The following is a 16,606-nucleotide window of genomic DNA, read 5'->3' on the forward strand; positions in this document are numbered from 1 at the left end:
CTTTAGAATTTTTATATGATTAATTAAGTCTTCTTCCAATTTCTTCGAGGCAAGCTTTTGCTTTATTCATTATTGGAATTAACTTACCCTTTTTATCTTCTTTAATTTTACTAATACTTTTATCTAAATCTTCATACTTTCTTTCCATAATTCGCTTTGTAATGTCTGGATACTCCTTTAGCAGCTCTATATCTCTTTCATTTATATTATCATACATAACCATGTCATTTATGGCATCTGCCACTCTATTATATATATTTATTTTAATTAAGGTTGGTGAATCATCCTTTGCACGATCAAACTCCTTTTTCCTAACAAACCATGGTTCAGGAATATCTTTTTCAAGGTTATCAGCTTCACTTTCAAAAATAACTAGATTTTTAATGCACTCTCTATGTTCGATTACATCAAAATATCCTAAATATTCAGTCTTTTTAACTCTTTTTATTATTTCTTTAAATTCCATAAGCCCACTTCCTTTCTTATATTATATAATTCTAGGCTTCTTTACACATTCCTTCTATATTATATACATTATTTTTCACTAAAATACACAAAATAAGTTAATGAAGACTTTTGGAACTTTGTCCTTTGTTAAATTCATGTTAACTTTTCTTTATCTTTTGTTAAAACTTTCTACTCTTTGTTAAATAAAAGGTTTTTGTGTTACTATTAAGTTAAAATTATTGTATCTTTAATTGTGTCTTTAGAATGAATATTATTTGAATACATATTATTTATTGGAGGTTTAACACTATGGAGTCATTGTTTTTAATTATTAACCTTTTAGGAGGTCTTGGAATTTTTCTATTTGGTATGAAAATCATGGGGGACGGTCTTGAAAACCTTGCTGGCGAAAAGTTAAAGGGTATTTTTGATAAAATTACCTCTAATCCACTTAAGGGTGTAGCAACAGGTGCTATAGTTACTGCTATAATTCAAAGTAGTAGTGCTGTAACTGTTATGGTAGTTGGATTTGTTAATGCAGGTATTATGAACTTATCTCAAGCAGCTTATGTAATTATGGGTGCCAACATTGGAACAACTATAACAGCTCAATTAATTACCTTTGATTTTGATGCTATAATTCCTGTGTTTATTGCAATAGGGGCCTTTTTAGTACTATTTACTAAAAAGAAAAATCCTAAAGAATTAGGTCACATTATTTTAGGATTTGGTATTTTATTTTTAGGTCTTATTTTAATGTCTGATGCCATGTCTCCTCTTAGAGAGTCACCAGTATTCACAAAACTAATTTTAAGTCTAAAGGGACATGTATTATTAAGTCTTTTCTTAGGAATAGGAATGACTGCTATAATTCAAAGTTCCTCTGCAGTTACTGGAATTTTAGTTGCTTTAGCTTCTGTTGGAAGTCTTCCAATTGATGTAGCTATACCAATGTTATATGGAACTAATATTGGTACTTGTGTTACTGCTCTAATATCCTGTTTAGGAACTAGTAAGACTGCTAAAAAGGCGGCACTAATTCACTTATTCTTTAATGTAATAGGTAGTATAATATTCCTAATTCCGCCAGTTTCTAAATTACTATTAACTACAGTAACAACTCTTACCCCTGGTGTAACTGGAGGAGTTGTGGCAAAACAAATTGCTAATGCCCATACAATGTTTAATGTAGTTAACACTATATTAATATTACCATTTACAAAATACTTAGTAACTTTAGTTAATTTCATACTTCCAGGAGAAGATGAAAAAGAAGTTGATGGAGTTAAGTATATAGATGACAGACTCTTAGAAACTCCAACTATAGCCTTTGGTCAAGTTACTAATGAGATTATCAGAATGGGTACTTTAGCTAAGGAAAATATAGAAACAGCCTTAAAGGGCTTTACTGATAATAATGAAGATTCAATTAACAAAGTATATAAGAATGAAGCTTTAATAAATCTATTAGAAACAGATATAACTAGATATCTAGTTAAACTATCCAATTCTGATATTGGAGATGAGCAAAGAACTACTATAGCTTCATATTTCCATGTAGTTAATGATATAGAACGTATCGGAGATCATGCTGAAAATATTGCTGACCTGGCTAAAGATAAACTTTCTAAGAATGTTAAGTTTTCTAAAGATGCCATTGAAGAACTTAAAGTGATGGTGAATATTTGCATAGAAGCTTTGGAGCATAGCATAGAATGTTTCTCTGACTATAGTGATAAAAAGGCTTTGGATGTAAGGACCTTAGAAGAAAAAATAGATACTTTAGAAAAAGATTTAAAGATATCACATATCAAAAGATTAAATAATGGTTCATGTGATGCAATTGTAGGTACTATATTCTTAGATCTTATTAGTAACCTTGAAAGAGTGGGTGACCACGCTGTTAACATTGCTGAAATACTTTCTTAAATATAAATATGTCCCTAAAGTAAATTATTAAATACTTTAAAAGCTACAATTCAAAATTGTTGAATTGTAGCTTTCCCCTTTTATATATATTAGTTTTTTAATTTCAATTCTTTAAACTATAATGGTGTTAATGCATCCATTAGCTCTAGCTATAGATTCTAATTTCTTCATATAATCATTAGTAGGTACTGTAGTCTCAAGCAAGTCCTTTCTTACTCCCATAGGTCTATATTTAATTAGCTTGTATTGAATATTGGGATTAACTTCAGCTAATAGCTTACTTCCCATGTCTACAGTATAATTATTATTAAGAACTTCTGGTACTACTACTGTTCTAATTTCATATATCTTATCAAGTTTTCCAAGCTCTCTTATGTTTTTTATTACTGTTTCGTTAGTGAGACCTGTAAGCATCTTATTTTCTTCTGGATGAAAAGCTTTTAAATCTATCATAGTTTTATCTGTTACTTCTAAAAGTTCTTTATCCTTATATATAGGAGTGGAACCATTAGTGTCTATAAAAGTTGTTAAACCAAGACTCTTTACTTTTGTAAATAACTCCTTTAAGAAATCTCTTTGAAGGGTACATTCTCCTCCTGAAACCGTTATTCCTGATATAAAAAACTTTATCTTTTCAATTTTTTTCATTAGTTCTGAGGCTGTTATCTTTGTTATCTTAGGGCTACTATTTTTCTTACAAGTAGCAACACAAGCGTCACAGTTAACGCATTTATCAATATCATACTCAACCTTACCATCTACCATTGATAGGGCTCCATATTCACAGGCAGGTACACATTCACCACAATTAACACATCTATTTATAGTTTCTGGATTATGACAATAAAGACAATTATAATTACATCCTTGAAGAAATATGGCCATTCTATTGCCTTCTCCATCTACATTACTAAAAGGTATTATTTTATTAACATAGCCTATAGTTTCTTGCTTATCATTCATACTTCTTCCCCCAGTGCTCATATATTTTCTTTTCCTGATAATATAGAACCGCTCCAATACTATAAGCTTTTGCTACAATTGTATCGAAGCGGCCTTTATTATAAAAATCCTTTTTATCCTATGACTACCAACTCTAATGATAAGAATTCTATTTATCAGAACTTCTTAATTTTCTTTCAAGTATCTTGGAGTTTTTAACTGCTCCATATCCAAGGGCTACTGTATCTTGAAGTACTTGCTCTCCCCTATCTAAAGCTTCAATATCAGAACGCTTAACAAGATATCCTGTAATTCTTATAACGTCACAATCATCACAGTATAGGGAGAAATATCTCATATTTAGTGCAAAGGCACCTTTGATTATATCTAAAATTGACTTTGGATTCGTCTTAGCCATTTCATCAAATTTAAATATATCACCAATTCCAGATGGGAAGTATTTGTGGAATACTGCACTTTGAATCAAGTGTTCTGGTAATGATGGCTCTTCTCCTATTGGAATTCTACATCCTGGACTTGTTTCAGTATCAGAATCAATTCCAACTTGAGAATGAAGTAGATAATGATTATCTGTAACTTCACAATATTTATTTTCATGGGCATTAACCATAGTATACATTTTATTTATAATAGTTTCACCTAGCTTGTTAGCTCTTTCACCATATCCAAATCTATCCTTTTCATCTGTTGCTCCTAGAAGCGTATTTACACATTCTGCAAGACCAACTAATCCAAACATAGCAGTAAATCTATCTCGTGATAATAACCCTTCTCTTACAAGGAAACTTGATTCAAAGAAATTACTTTCTTCAACTATAAATTTAACTCTCTTATCCATATAATCAAGCATTGCTTCCACAGCATCTGGTAATATAGTGTTTAAGAAGTGCTCTTCATTGTATGCCATTTTAGCTAGTTTTGAAAGTAACATTCTTACTAGTGTATAGCTTCCACCACCAAGATTAAGTCCGTTGTAGCAACTAACTATACCATATTTTTCTCCTAATTCTGAGCTAAACATTTCATGGTTAGCAAAGCTTGGCTTAGCACAGCTAAGAGCTGTTTTTATTGCTTCAACTGCAAATTCATCACTAGTTTCTTTTGAGTATTTTAAAGTTATATTAGGAGTAGCATTTTGAAGTTCTCTCTCTACTTCTAGAATTATTCTTCCTGCTTTAGTATCTTTTGGTCCAATATTAGCATGACAGAATGAATCAGTTATTGTTCTGTCTATATGCTTTAAGAAAAATTTAATTGCTTTATATGCTTCTTCCTCATCTTCTATATATGGATCTAAAAGGGTATCAATATTACCTACATATACTGGGAAAGATGTAACTGATGGTACATGCTTATATAGAATAAGTAAATTATTTACTGCATCCCATATATCCTCTGCAGGAGTTAGGCTTAAAAACTTACTTCCATTTTTCATAAACTTTTCATAGTCAGGTACAATGTATCTAGGTCTATAGGGTGCGTTACCTTCATTAAGGTCACATATAACACCTGCATTTTCGTACATTTTTGTTTTGTCAGATTTATTTAATACATCTAAACTATTTTCTGACTCCCTAGCTAAATTTAAAACTTTCATTTCATAAGTTAAAGTCTTGTCTTTAATAATATTCATTATACTATCTTTCATTTTATCACTCCTATGACATTTTGAAATTAAGTAAATATTATTATGTTATTCCTGCTTAACTATATACATAAATTAAATATAATTAAGCCATACTTTATTACAATAATGCAATGTTTATAATAAATTTATCTTAATTATAGTATACCCGAATATAAGAGTTTTTTCTACTATTTAATGAATAATAATTATTGATTACATTAACTTTTTAAGTAACATTTTAATTTTATCAGTATTTTTAACTTGTGTTACTTTTTTAAGAAAAGTTTCAATTAACTGTTTAAATATAAACTACACAAATAAAATTTTATGCTTATACTAATAATGTATATATATTTTTTAAGTGGAGGTGAAGCTTAAATTGAAAATCGGAATTATTTCTGATACTCACATGAATAAACATTATTCAAGACTAAAACATATACTAGATGATAAGTTAAAAGATGTAGATTTAATAATTCATGCAGGAGATTATACCTCCCCTGAAGTAATATCTATGATTAAGGAAAAATCAAAATTTATAGGTGTTTATGGAAATAATGACAAATCTAATTTAAGAAGTTTAGTTCCTGAAAAACACATATTAACTTTAGAAGGTTATAAAATTGGTATTTGTCACGGGGATGGTACTAAAAAGCAAACTATAGATAATGTGGTTGATACTTTTAAGAAGGATAAGCTTGATATAATAATATATGGTCATAGCCATAAACCTTGTATTTTTACTAAAGGAAAAACAATGTATTTAAATCCTGGATCGTCTACTAGCAAAAGAAAAGAACCTTGGTTTTCTTATATCATTCTAGAGCTTAATAAAAATTGTCCCATATCAGCTTCAGTAAACTTTTTTAAATAGCTAAAAAATTCATTATTCCATAGAGTAAAAGGATTGAGCCTATAAAATAGACTTCAATCCTTTTAATTTATTAGTTTAAACATATCCATAGATTCCTCTTACAGATACTTCTCCAGATATTACTCTATTAATAGTACCATCTTTATGTTTTACTATTAATTCTCCTTCATCATCAATATCTATTACCATACATATGACTTCATTATTTCCATTAATTACTCTTACCTCTTTATTTATAAGTAATGAGCCTTCTCTACAAATTTCTATAACTCTACTTATATCTCCTGTATTTTTAAAGTCTTCGTAAAACACTTCAAAATTATTCAATATATTAGCTACAAGTTTTTTTCTATCAACTTCATTTCCTAATTCATTTTTAAGGGATGTGGCTTTTTCCTTTAACTCATCTGGAAATGATTCCATATTAACATTTATACCAATTCCCATGATGACATAATTTACTCTTTCTATTTCTGCATTCATCTCAGTTAATATGCCACATATCTTTTTGCCATTAATGACTATATCGTTAGGCCACTTTATTCCTACAGAAATGCCCATATCCTTTAGAGCAGTATAAACTGCTGCTGCACCAATTAAAGTAGCTCTAGGTGCTACCATAGGAGATATATTTGGTTTTAATACTATGGACATCCATATTCCTGTTCCTTTAGGTGAAATCCAGCTTCTACCCAATCTCCCCTTACCACTAGTTTGTTCCTCTGCAGCAACTACCATTCCTTCTATAGGATTATTACTACACTCTCTTCTGCACTGAACATTAGTAGAGTCTACTTCATCAAAATAAATGAAGTTTCTCCCTATATACTTAGTTGTAAGAAGAGGTAAAATCTCTTCACCATCTATAATATCCGGAGTACTTATTAGTTTATATCCTCTATTGGAAATTGATTCTATAACGTATCCTGCTTCCTTTAAGCTTTTTATATGCTTCCATATTCCAGCCCTAGTAATTCCTAATTCCTCACTAAGTCTTTCCCCTGAAATATATTCATCCTTACTTTTTCTAAGTATGTTCAATATCTTCTTCTTCATTAAATACTTACCTTCCTAAGCTTTCTTATTTCTCAGGCAAATTATATGTCTCTGCCATTCTTTTTCTCTTATCAATATAATTCTGGCACCTTTCTAAGAAAATTTCAATATTTCTCTCTTCTTTTCTTATTTCCTCTTCCGTCTTTGGCCCTCTCCCTAATCTATCACATATTCCAAGAAGTCCTATATCCTCAATGTATCCACTTTTAACAACTCTATTAAGGTCTGCAAACTCATTATTTTTTACTACGAAAAGAATCTGCATATGAAGTCTAACTAGATTTACTACATAATCATAAAATCCTTTATCTTCATGAAGTTTTAAGTGGGTTAAAAATTCTTCTGCCATTCTTGCTCCAACTTTATCATGGTCATAGGCAGTGAGGTAGCCTCTTCTTAACTTTGTAGTAGTTAACTTACCTATATCATGTAAAAATGCTGCCCACATAAATCCCTTTGGCTCTTTGCTTCTATCTCTTCTTTTAGCAGCTTCGTCTATAACCATCATAGTGTGAATCCAAACATTGCCTTCTGGGTGATGTTTAGGATTTTGCTCCACATCTTTTAACTTTAAAACCATGTTATAGGGATATATATCTGGATAACCATTATTTTCTACTAAGTTATTAAAATATATGGATGGCTTTTCATCTTCTAAAAGATGCTTTGTAAATTCTTCAAAATAATTCATTTAACTTTTCTCCCTTCTTATCATACCTATATAATTAATATTATTTACATATATAATATTTCCTATTAATATAATAGGTCATGAAATTTTTTCTTATGCTGTTATACACAATATATTTTTATTTACATTATATTGTAACCAATTTTTAAAATCTAACTAAAATACCCTATAGAATAGATAAATTAGCTCATCTATACATAGGGTATTAATTATTTAGGTATAAACACCTTTAATTTTCCTTTTATTATGGGGTAGCCGGTTCTTCCTTTTTATCCCCTTCAGGCTTTGTAATAGGCTTTTCTGTAGACTCATCTTTTGTTTTATCTTCTGTCTTTGTAACAGGAGCTTGTTCTACTTTTTTAGTACCTCTTTTTATTATTCTTGGTAGTGGTACATAAGTATCAGTATTCATAAGCTCTGTTGAAACTACATTACCATTTTCATAAGTAGTTCTATATGCCTTAACCTTATATCCCTGAGATCCATTCTGAGTAACCTTTTCTGTTCCTATAGGTAAAGTTGGATCATCCTCATATTTTACTGTTACAGGAATGGTCTCATAGGTTTCTGAGTTAAAGCTATAAGTTTTTCCACCCTTAGCTGCAGAGTTAGAATATATATTAAAGGTTACATTTCCACCACCAGTATACCCTTCAATATATATTGGATATTTGTATGGATTTGTAAATACATAATCTATTCCTCCATAAGCAATAGTTGCATCAAGTCCTAATGGAACATATCCTACTGCCATGTTATGATTTAATCTTTGATCTGGAAGAATTCCTGAGTCTAATACTGCATTGTGAAGTGTTGAGGATACTTGGCAAATACCTCCTCCATATCCAATCTCCACCTTATTTCCTACATAAACGCCTCCTGGTTGATAACCTTTATCTGCTGTAGTGTCACCCACTGTAGTATTGAAACTAAAACTTTCTCCTGGCATTAGTACTATACCATTTACAGTTTGAGCTCCTAGTGATATATTGGTACTTCTACTCCAATCTGAACTTCCAAAGTTAGTAGTTTTGGTTCCAATTCTAGTGTTAATCGTTGATAATTTTTCTTTTGTCTTAGTAGGTACCTCTTTTTTTATAGTTGCAGTTACTTCTATGTTTCCTGCTTTACTTTCTGATACCTTAGCATTTATATCCTTAACTAATGCTTGTACATCCAAAGTCTTACCAACTACTTCTTCAGTAATGTTAAATCCTGAACCTGATTTTGCTATAGTAGCATCTTTTTTAGCAACATTAATTTCACTTTCCATTTTTTTAGCAACAGTATTTATAATTTCGTTATTATAGGTAAATGTTATTGGAAAGTCTTTTTTTTCAGAACTCTTTATTGCTTTAAACTTATCTAAATACCCAAGATCTCTATTATGGTTAAAAGCTTCATTTACAGTTTTATCTATATTAAACTCTACATGTAAGTCAGTGTAGTTAATAGCATACTCCTTATCTCCAGCTTTAATTTTAATACTTCTGTTCCCAATTTCGTCGTTATATTTACTATTTAGTTCTTGTACAACTTGGTCCTTGGCTTTACCACTTACATCTATTCCTTCAACCTGCACACCTGGCATAATTAAATTCTCATATTTTGATACAGTAGTATGGATGTATGTTGTTGTACCTAAAAATACTAAAAGAACTATAGTTATTACGGAAGAAATTGCTATGATCTTAGCTTTTTTATTAGATTTTTTATTCCCTGGGGTTAGTGAAAGCTTTGATCCATTCTCACCCTTCTCTAGATTCATATCCATAGTAACATTCCTTTCATTTTGCAATTAAAAAATTGATTTAACATATAAATTATATCATATGTTAATCATATTTTCATTTATATTATTATTACGATTTCATTACATAATAATTTGCTATTGTAAAATTTTAACATAAGTATTATATATATGCAATTCCTTACTTATATTCCTATCCATTTCTTCTGATGATTTTATTTACAGGTTCATATATCTCATCATATATTACCTCTTCTTTTACTGCCTTCTTATTTTCCAAGGTTTTTCTATAAACCTTTACCTTATAACCTTTACTACCCGGATTCTCAACTATTTCTTCCCCCTCATCCAAGGTTATGTCCTTTTTATATTCTATCTTTTGAGGTATTTCTTTATAGACTTCACTAATGACTTCATACTTTATATTTTCTAATTCTTTATAAGAATATATATTAAATGTTAATTTATTATTTTCTGCTATACCATCTATATAAATGGGATATGGTAAAGTATTTTTAAACTTATAATCTACAACATTATAATAAATAGTTGCATCCATTCCTTTATCAACATACCCTATTGGCATAGAATGATGCGTTCTCTCCGTAGGCAGAATTCCTGCTCTTATTATTGCATTATGAAGAGTTGTAGATACTTGACAAATACCTCCACCTAATTCAGGTTGAAGTTTATTATCTTTTATAACAGGTGCTTCTACATATCCTTTTTCTTTAGTGCTTTCACCTACTAGTTTATTAAAACTATATTCTTCCTCTGGCATTAAAACTATACCACTTGCTGCTTCAGTTGCTACTTTAATGTTAGTAGCTCTAACATCATCTACAAAGTTTGTACTAAAACTAGATATTATAATATTAATCCTTTTTAAATCTTCAGTGTTTATTTCTGGATTTTCAATACTAATAGGTAATTTGAGAGTAACATCACCTTTATTATTCTCAGTATTACTTTTTACAACTTCTTCAACCTGAGAAATAAAATCTTTTCTATTTATTTCTTCTTTTGAAGAACTTTCACTTACTTTTAGTTTTCCATCTTCCTTGATGATAGTTGCATTTTTAACTTCCTTGTTGAGAGTCTTTTCAATTTCATCCAACAAGGAATCTACAAAATTTGTATTATAACTATACTCAATATCAAAATCTACTTTTTTAGGATTTTTTATCAACTTATAACCTTCTCTTACATATAAATCCTTTCCATAATCCAAAGCTTCCATAAGAGTTTCCTGTAAGTTACTTTTTATATTTAAGCTTTCATAATCAATCTTATATTCTTTATCTTTTACCTTTACCTTAATATCATTATTGATAAGTTCTTTGTTTTTTTCATTTAAAAGCCTTATAGATTCCTCCTTAGTTTTACCTCCCACTTCAATTCCTTCTACAAAAACTTGAGGATAAATTTTATCTGCATAACTACCTACGGTACGCTTCATATATCCGTAATAAAATAGAAAATACACTACAATAAAAACAACTATTAAAGCAATAATAATAAAAAAAATATTTTTATTTCCTTTTCTTCTCTGCTTTCTTTTTTCCATATAAAATTCTCCTCTCATGGTATTTAAATTAGCTTGTGTAGTATTTCATGAAATATTCTAGCTAAAATAAAAAATCAGCTCATTGTAAATTTACAATGAACTGATTTTTTTATTTATCCGATGACTACCAGCTCTAATACTCCCATCTTCTTCAAAGTAGGAGTAAAAGAGCTGGTACGTCCCTGGATAACGATTTCTAAAGCTTCAGAGAAGCTAAGAACTCTGTTAATCCGATGACTACCAGCTCTAATACTCCCATCTTCTTCAAAGTAGGAGTAAAAGGGCTGATACGTCCCTGGATAACGATTTCTAAAGCTTCAGAGAAGCTAAGAACTCTGTTAATCCGATGACTACCAGCTCTAATACTCCCATCTTCTTCAAAGTAGGAGTAAAAGAGCTGGTACGTCCCTGGATAACGATTTCCCCTAAAGGACAACGAATTCTAAGTATCGAAAATACTGATACTAAGAATTCTGTTAGTAAGCTTCAGTGGGAGTGAAAACTCCCTCTGAAGCAAATAACTCTGTTTATACTTAAAAAGTTATAGCTAATTAATATTTTTCTTTTCTCGCTTTGCTCGTAAGGACACTCCTTCTCACATGCGTTATATAAAAGGAAACTCCTTTTCACTTTGTTCAAATGAGTAAGTTCCCATTACTAAATCATAGATTTAGATGGTCACTTAAGTTCCACTGACCAAATCATAGATTCTCTTTTCTCGCTTTGCTCGCAGGGACACTCCTTCTCACATACGTTCGAATGAGTAAGTTCCACCAACAAAATCAAAGATTTTGGGTGTCACTTATCTTTCTATTACTATTGCGATTCCTTGTCCGCCACCTATACATAGTGTAGCAAGACCTTTTTTGTTATCTCTCTTAATCATTTCATAGATAAGAGTAGTTAATATTCTAGCTCCAGATGCTCCAACTGGGTGCCCAATAGCTATTGCTCCACCATTAACATTTACTTTATTCATGTCAAATTTTAAATCTTTAGCTACTGCTAGTGATTGTGCTGCAAAAGCTTCATTAGCTTCTATTAAATCTAAATCTTCAACTGTTAATCCAGCTTTAGATAAAGCTTTGCTTGTAGCTTCGAATGGTCCATATCCCATTATTTGTGGATCAAGACCTGCTGATGCATAAGATTTTATAGTTGCAAGATAGTTAACTCCTAGTTGTTCAGCTTTTTCTTTAGACATAACTATGAACATAGCAGCTCCATCATTTATTCCTGAAGCGTTACCAGCAGTAACTGTTCCACCTTTTTTGAAAGCTGGCTTAAGTTTTCCTAATTTCTCTATTGTTGAACCAAATTTAGGGAACTCATCTGTATCAAATACAATTGGATCTCCTTTTCTTTGAGGTATTTCAACTGGTACTATTTCATCTTTAAATCTTCCTTCTTTTACAGCTTTTTCAGCTTTTAATTGGCTACTTAAAGCAAATTCGTCTTGCATTTCTCTTGTAAGACCCCATTTTTCAGCTATGTTTTCTGCAGTAACTCCCATATGATAATCATAGAACGCATCCCAAAGACCATCTTTAATCATAGTGTCAACCATTGTTGAATCACCCATTCTTTGTCCCCATCTAGATGTTGGTAATACATATGGTGCATTACTCATTGATTCTGTTCCACCACAAAGGATTACATCTGCATCTCCTGATTTTATTGCTTGAGCTGCTAATGTTACAGCTTTTATCCCTGAACCACAAACTTTATTAATACTAATTGCTGTAGATTCTTCTTTTAAACCAGCCTTTAAAGCTACTTGTCTTCCAACATTTTGTCCAAGTCCTGCACTTATAACATTTCCTATAATAGCTTCATCTATAATAGCTGGATCTATTCCTGCTCTTTTTATTGCTTCTTTTGCAGCCACAGCACCAATTTCTGCTGCTGATAATTTTGATAATGAACCTCCAAATGATCCTACTGCTGTTCTAGCAGCACTTACAATAACAACTTCTTTCATTTTTAACTCCATCCTTTTCTTAAAAATTTTTTCTTTAAATAATTCGTTACGTTAGAAACTATTTTATCCCCTGCTTATATATCTACATAGGGTTACAAAGTCTATGTTTATTACTCTTATTTATATAGCAGTTTCCATGCCAACTTCTACAATCCCCTAAATATCTACTTTCTCGTGAATTAGGGAAAATAACACTGTAAACTACAGTTTACGGTTTTTCCTTAAACAAATCTTTGTTAATATTATAACTTCAATGTTAAATAAATCACCTAAAGCAAAATCAATAATTAGCAGATTTTTTTCATCATTTATTAATACATTTAATCTATTTAAAGGGTTAATTCTCCAAAGTAAAACACACGTGTAAACTTAGTTTACATGTGTGTTTTAGTTTACACTTTTTTTAAAGTTCCATATTAAATCTCTTCATTTTCTTATAAAGACCTTGCCTACTAATACCCAAAACCTTAGCAGTTTCATTTTTATTACCATTAAGTTTCTCTAAAGTTTCTGTAATTACCTGCTTTTCTATTTCTTCTACTATGTCTTTAAGTTGTTTATTTTCATAATCAACCTTTCTTTTGTTACAATCTAATATCTTTGCTGGTAAATGCTCTGGTAATATTTTCAGCTCTGTATTAAGTAAATTTATTGCTCTTTCAATAACATTTTCTAGTTCCCTAACATTACCTGGCCAGTTATAACATTTTAGATAATCCAAGGTTTCTTCTGATATACCTTCACTATATATTCCATACTTATTACATAGCTTAACTCTTAATGCCTCTGCAAGTGGTCCCACATCTTCAATTCTTTCTCTTAGTGCTGGAAGCTTAACATGCATAACATTTAATCTATAGTATAAATCTTGTCTAAACTTACCCTCTTGAGTTAACTGTAATAAGTTTTTGTTTGTAGATGCTATGATCCTAACATCTATCTTTTTTACATCATTACTACCCACTCTTACAATTTCTCTATCTTGAAGAACTCTTAATAACTTCACCTGCATAAAAAGAGGCATATCTCCTATTTCATCTAAAAGAATAGTTCCTCCATCTGCAAGCTCAAATTTACCCTTCATTCCTGTTTTTTTCGCTCCTGTAAATGCTCCTTCTTCATAGCCAAACATTTCTGATTCAAATAGTTCTGTTGGTATAGCTCCACAATTTATTTTAACAAAGGGTTTTCTGGCTCTTTTACTACTATTGTGTATGGACTGTGCAACTAATTCTTTTCCTGTACCACTCTCCCCTGTAATTAATACAGATGAATCTCCTCTTGCAATCTTCTCAGCAAATTTTATAGCAGTTAAGAAGCTTGAGCTATTTCCGATAATTTTATCAAAAGTATAGGTTGCTTTATTCTCTACAGTGAGTTCATTTTTATAAAATTGAACTTCTTTTTCTAAATGGGATATCTTACTACTTAATATTTTAAAATTATCTATATCTTTAAACATAACTCTACCTATGGCGCCTCTAATTTTTCCATTAATTATTATAGGGACTCTCATAGATATCATTTTATGTTCATTAACCTCTTGAATATCTCCAACTTCTTTAAATCCATTTTTAGCTATAAGATGTAATTTTGTGTTTGGAATAACCTTAGTTACATGTTTACCCTCTGGTTCTTTACAACCTAAAAACTTCTTGTATCCATCTGTCATCATTGTTATAATTCCATCTTCATTAACTACTACAATGTATTCATTTAAACTATTAAATGCAAAATTGAGTATTTCTTCATCAACTCTCATATATTTTTCCTCCTAAATAAAATACATTATTTTATGTTTCTATCTATTAAGTGTAACTATATCCTTATTTAATATATTTATATCCATTTGAGCTATTTTAATTAAACTTTCTTAAAACCAATTGTTATTTACACCAAAAACTTTTTTTAAATGTTCTACTGCAAAATTGCCTGTAATTCCAACAAATATGCCAGTCCCTATCCCTGCCACGCTCATAACAGGTAAATAGAGCATAACACTCATGGTTTTTACTATTAGTGATGCTGCAAGTAATTGTCCTACATTATGAAATACTGCCCCCGCACAACTTACTCCTACAATACTTATCTTTTCTTTTCCAAGGTGTTTTGCAAATACCATAAATATATAACTTAAAATCCCACCGGATAAACTATACATTAATCTAGATATACTTCCTCCAAACATTACAGAAAGCAAAATTCTTAAAAACATGACTAAAAAAGTCTCTTTATAACTTAAGGTGTATAATGCTATTACCGTAATAATATTAGCAAGACCTAGTCTTGTGCCTGGAGTTATAAATGGTACTGGTATCATATTTTCAAATATGTGTAGCACCAAGGACATTGCTACTAATAGGGATATATATATCATTTTTCTAATATTTTTACTAGCTTCTTTACTATTCATTTTCTTCACCTCAACGAGAAATTACATCTTCCCCTTCACTACTCTTTTGTTCCCCTACTATTTCAATGATTAACCTATTAGGCAGACATACTATTCTTTCTCCAACCGCTCCTATAAATCCTTCATTTACACATATTTCATCCTTACAATCTGCATCTACAATTCCTATTTTCATATCATGAATTACAACTCGATTAAATCCATAGGAAGATTTAATAGTAAATTCTTCATCTAACCCTGTGGTTAGTTCCACTCTCTTTGTCTCTTTGCCATCTATAGAAATAACAGCATAATTTATTCCTTTATAATTACTCTGATAATTTTTTAGCATAATGTAAGGTATAAATGACACTATTAGTAACACTACAATTATTACTATATCCATTCTCTTCATTAATTTCATATTCATTCTTCTCCTATCCAACAATAGTTTAAACAAAGTAATTTTAATCTTTTATTGTTATTATATCAATATGTTCACCTAAATTCCTTAGTGATTAAAAAATTTCAGAAAAATAATCTTTAACCTATAATAACAATATACATACATCAATGTATTTTTATGTTATTTATGTTAACTTTAATCATAAATTGTAAATAATTTTTTAACAAATTTCCTGGAAATATATTTACTATTATTTTAGTTTAGTTTATAATTAAATCATAAAAATAGTATGTTTTTTAATCCAGAAATATTTTTAGGAGGTAACATTAATGAATAAAAAAGTTCTAGCTTTATTATCATCAGTAGTTTTAACTGCTGGAATGTTAGTTGGTTGTGGTTCAAAAGGAATGAAAGATGGAAGCTATAAATCTGAATTTGACACTTTTGATGATCACGGTTGGAAAGGACAAGTTGAAATTACAGTTGCTGATGGAAAAATCACTGATGCTAAATTCGACTATGTAAATGAATCTGGAGATCTAAAGAGTAAAGATGCCGAATATCAAGAAAAAATGACAAAAGTATCTGGAATTGGCCCTGTTGAGTTCTCAACTCAATATGCAGAAGCTCTTGTAGAGAAACAAGACCCTGCAACAGTTGATGCAATAACTGGAGCAACTACTTCTGGAGATGATTTTAAACTTTTAGCCGATGCAGCTATCCAACATGCAAATGATGGTAAAACTGAAACTGCAGTAGTTAAAGCTAAAAAATAGTATTTTCATAAATAGTATAGTAATAAGACTTTAGGATATCCTGAAGTCTTATATTTATTTCTCCATATTTATATAGTTATTACTAGTTTAAAAAATTCTATGTATTTTATATTTAAAAGTTTCACCTAATAAAATATAATGTTATTA

Annotated in this window: 14 protein-coding genes; 3 read left to right on the plus strand and 11 right to left on the minus strand. The window is 30.1% G+C overall.

What is annotated here, in order from left to right:
- Positions 1-19: 19 nt before the first annotated feature.
- Positions 20-466, minus strand: a complete 447-nt coding sequence (locus ACTNBA_RS11420) for a hypothetical protein (RefSeq protein ID WP_441074166.1) — start codon at positions 464-466, stop codon at positions 20-22.
- A gap of 290 nt (positions 467-756) precedes the next feature.
- Between ACTNBA_RS11420 and ACTNBA_RS11425 the strand changes: the two genes are divergently transcribed.
- On the plus strand, positions 757-2,376 hold the full coding sequence (locus tag ACTNBA_RS11425; RefSeq protein WP_441074168.1) for a Na/Pi cotransporter family protein: 1,620 nt from the start codon (positions 757-759) through the stop codon (positions 2,374-2,376).
- 111 nt (positions 2,377-2,487) lie between these two features.
- Here ACTNBA_RS11425 and ACTNBA_RS11430 read toward each other — a convergent pair whose 3' ends face one another.
- On the minus strand, positions 2,488-3,339 hold the full coding sequence (locus tag ACTNBA_RS11430; RefSeq protein ID WP_441074170.1) for a YjjW family glycine radical enzyme activase: 852 nt from the start codon (positions 3,337-3,339) through the stop codon (positions 2,488-2,490).
- Between the two features lie 148 nt (positions 3,340-3,487).
- The gene (locus tag ACTNBA_RS11435; protein ID WP_441074172.1) at positions 3,488-4,987 is read right to left on the minus strand and encodes a YjjI family glycine radical enzyme; all 1,500 of its coding nucleotides are present in this window, start codon (positions 4,985-4,987) and stop codon (positions 3,488-3,490) included.
- A 358-nt stretch (positions 4,988-5,345) separates the two neighbouring features.
- Between ACTNBA_RS11435 and ACTNBA_RS11440 the strand changes: the two genes are divergently transcribed.
- Complete coding sequence (locus ACTNBA_RS11440) at positions 5,346-5,840, plus strand: metallophosphoesterase family protein (RefSeq protein ID WP_346848513.1); 495 nt, start codon at positions 5,346-5,348, stop codon at positions 5,838-5,840.
- Between the two features lie 75 nt (positions 5,841-5,915).
- Here ACTNBA_RS11440 and ACTNBA_RS11445 read toward each other — a convergent pair whose 3' ends face one another.
- The 8 genes from ACTNBA_RS11445 to ACTNBA_RS11480 all read right to left on the minus strand — a co-directional run bounded on the left by ACTNBA_RS11445 (position 5,916) and on the right by ACTNBA_RS11480 (position 15,701).
- Positions 5,916-6,896, minus strand: a complete 981-nt coding sequence (locus tag ACTNBA_RS11445) for a biotin--[acetyl-CoA-carboxylase] ligase (protein ID WP_441074174.1) — start codon at positions 6,894-6,896, stop codon at positions 5,916-5,918.
- Between the two features lie 25 nt (positions 6,897-6,921).
- Positions 6,922-7,587: an HDIG domain-containing metalloprotein gene (locus ACTNBA_RS11450; RefSeq protein WP_441074176.1), complete on the minus strand. Its 666-nt coding sequence runs from the start codon at positions 7,585-7,587 to the stop codon at positions 6,922-6,924.
- Between the two features lie 244 nt (positions 7,588-7,831).
- On the minus strand, positions 7,832-9,361 hold the full coding sequence (locus ACTNBA_RS11455; protein WP_441074178.1) for a VanW family protein: 1,530 nt from the start codon (positions 9,359-9,361) through the stop codon (positions 7,832-7,834).
- A 169-nt stretch (positions 9,362-9,530) separates the two neighbouring features.
- Complete coding sequence (locus ACTNBA_RS11460; protein WP_441074180.1) at positions 9,531-10,904, minus strand: VanW family protein; 1,374 nt, start codon at positions 10,902-10,904, stop codon at positions 9,531-9,533.
- A gap of 802 nt (positions 10,905-11,706) precedes the next feature.
- Positions 11,707-12,885: an acetyl-CoA C-acetyltransferase gene (locus tag ACTNBA_RS11465; protein WP_346847420.1), complete on the minus strand. Its 1,179-nt coding sequence runs from the start codon at positions 12,883-12,885 to the stop codon at positions 11,707-11,709.
- A gap of 403 nt (positions 12,886-13,288) precedes the next feature.
- Positions 13,289-14,647, minus strand: coding sequence for a sigma-54 interaction domain-containing protein (locus ACTNBA_RS11470; RefSeq protein ID WP_051824230.1), 1,359 nt, complete (start codon positions 14,645-14,647; stop codon positions 13,289-13,291).
- A 111-nt stretch (positions 14,648-14,758) separates the two neighbouring features.
- Complete coding sequence (locus ACTNBA_RS11475) at positions 14,759-15,298, minus strand: Gx transporter family protein (protein WP_346874168.1); 540 nt, start codon at positions 15,296-15,298, stop codon at positions 14,759-14,761.
- Between the two features lie 10 nt (positions 15,299-15,308).
- A complete protein-coding gene (locus tag ACTNBA_RS11480) occupies positions 15,309-15,701 on the minus strand; it encodes a NusG domain II-containing protein (protein WP_346874169.1) in 393 nt (130 codons plus the stop codon).
- Between the two features lie 362 nt (positions 15,702-16,063).
- On the opposite strand from ACTNBA_RS11480, the gene ACTNBA_RS11485 reads away from it, so the two are divergent.
- A complete protein-coding gene (locus ACTNBA_RS11485; RefSeq protein ID WP_198028602.1) occupies positions 16,064-16,459 on the plus strand; it encodes an FMN-binding protein in 396 nt (131 codons plus the stop codon).
- The last annotated feature ends 147 nt before the right edge of the window (positions 16,460-16,606 follow it).

It is taken from the genome of Clostridium sulfidigenes (assembly GCF_052067195.1).
Lineage (GTDB): Bacteria > Bacillota > Clostridia > Clostridiales > Clostridiaceae > Clostridium_J > Clostridium_J sulfidigenes.

Coding starts and splice junctions, on each gene's coding strand:
- ACTNBA_RS11470 (WP_051824230.1), bottom strand. CDS start 14,647: ATGAGAGTTGATGAAGAAATACTCAATTTTGCATTTAATAGTTTAAAT.
- ACTNBA_RS11460 (WP_441074180.1), bottom strand. CDS start 10,904: ATGGAAAAAAGAAAGCAGAGAAGAAAAGGAAATAAAAATATTTTTTTT.
- ACTNBA_RS11485 (WP_198028602.1), top strand. CDS start 16,064: ATGTTAGTTGGTTGTGGTTCAAAAGGAATGAAAGATGGAAGCTATAAA.
- ACTNBA_RS11455 (WP_441074178.1), bottom strand. CDS start 9,361: ATGGATATGAATCTAGAGAAGGGTGAGAATGGATCAAAGCTTTCACTA.
- ACTNBA_RS11465 (WP_346847420.1), bottom strand. CDS start 12,885: ATGAAAGAAGTTGTTATTGTAAGTGCTGCTAGAACAGCAGTAGGATCA.
- ACTNBA_RS11420 (WP_441074166.1), bottom strand. CDS start 466: ATGGAATTTAAAGAAATAATAAAAAGAGTTAAAAAGACTGAATATTTA.
- ACTNBA_RS11475 (WP_346874168.1), bottom strand. CDS start 15,298: ATGAATAGTAAAGAAGCTAGTAAAAATATTAGAAAAATGATATATATA.
- ACTNBA_RS11450 (WP_441074176.1), bottom strand. CDS start 7,587: ATGAATTATTTTGAAGAATTTACAAAGCATCTTTTAGAAGATGAAAAG.
- ACTNBA_RS11445 (WP_441074174.1), bottom strand. CDS start 6,896: ATGAAGAAGAAGATATTGAACATACTTAGAAAAAGTAAGGATGAATAT.
- ACTNBA_RS11435 (WP_441074172.1), bottom strand. CDS start 4,987: ATGAAAGATAGTATAATGAATATTATTAAAGACAAGACTTTAACTTAT.
- ACTNBA_RS11425 (WP_441074168.1), top strand. CDS start 757: ATGGAGTCATTGTTTTTAATTATTAACCTTTTAGGAGGTCTTGGAATT.
- ACTNBA_RS11430 (WP_441074170.1), bottom strand. CDS start 3,339: ATGAATGATAAGCAAGAAACTATAGGCTATGTTAATAAAATAATACCT.
- ACTNBA_RS11480 (WP_346874169.1), bottom strand. CDS start 15,701: ATGAAATTAATGAAGAGAATGGATATAGTAATAATTGTAGTGTTACTA.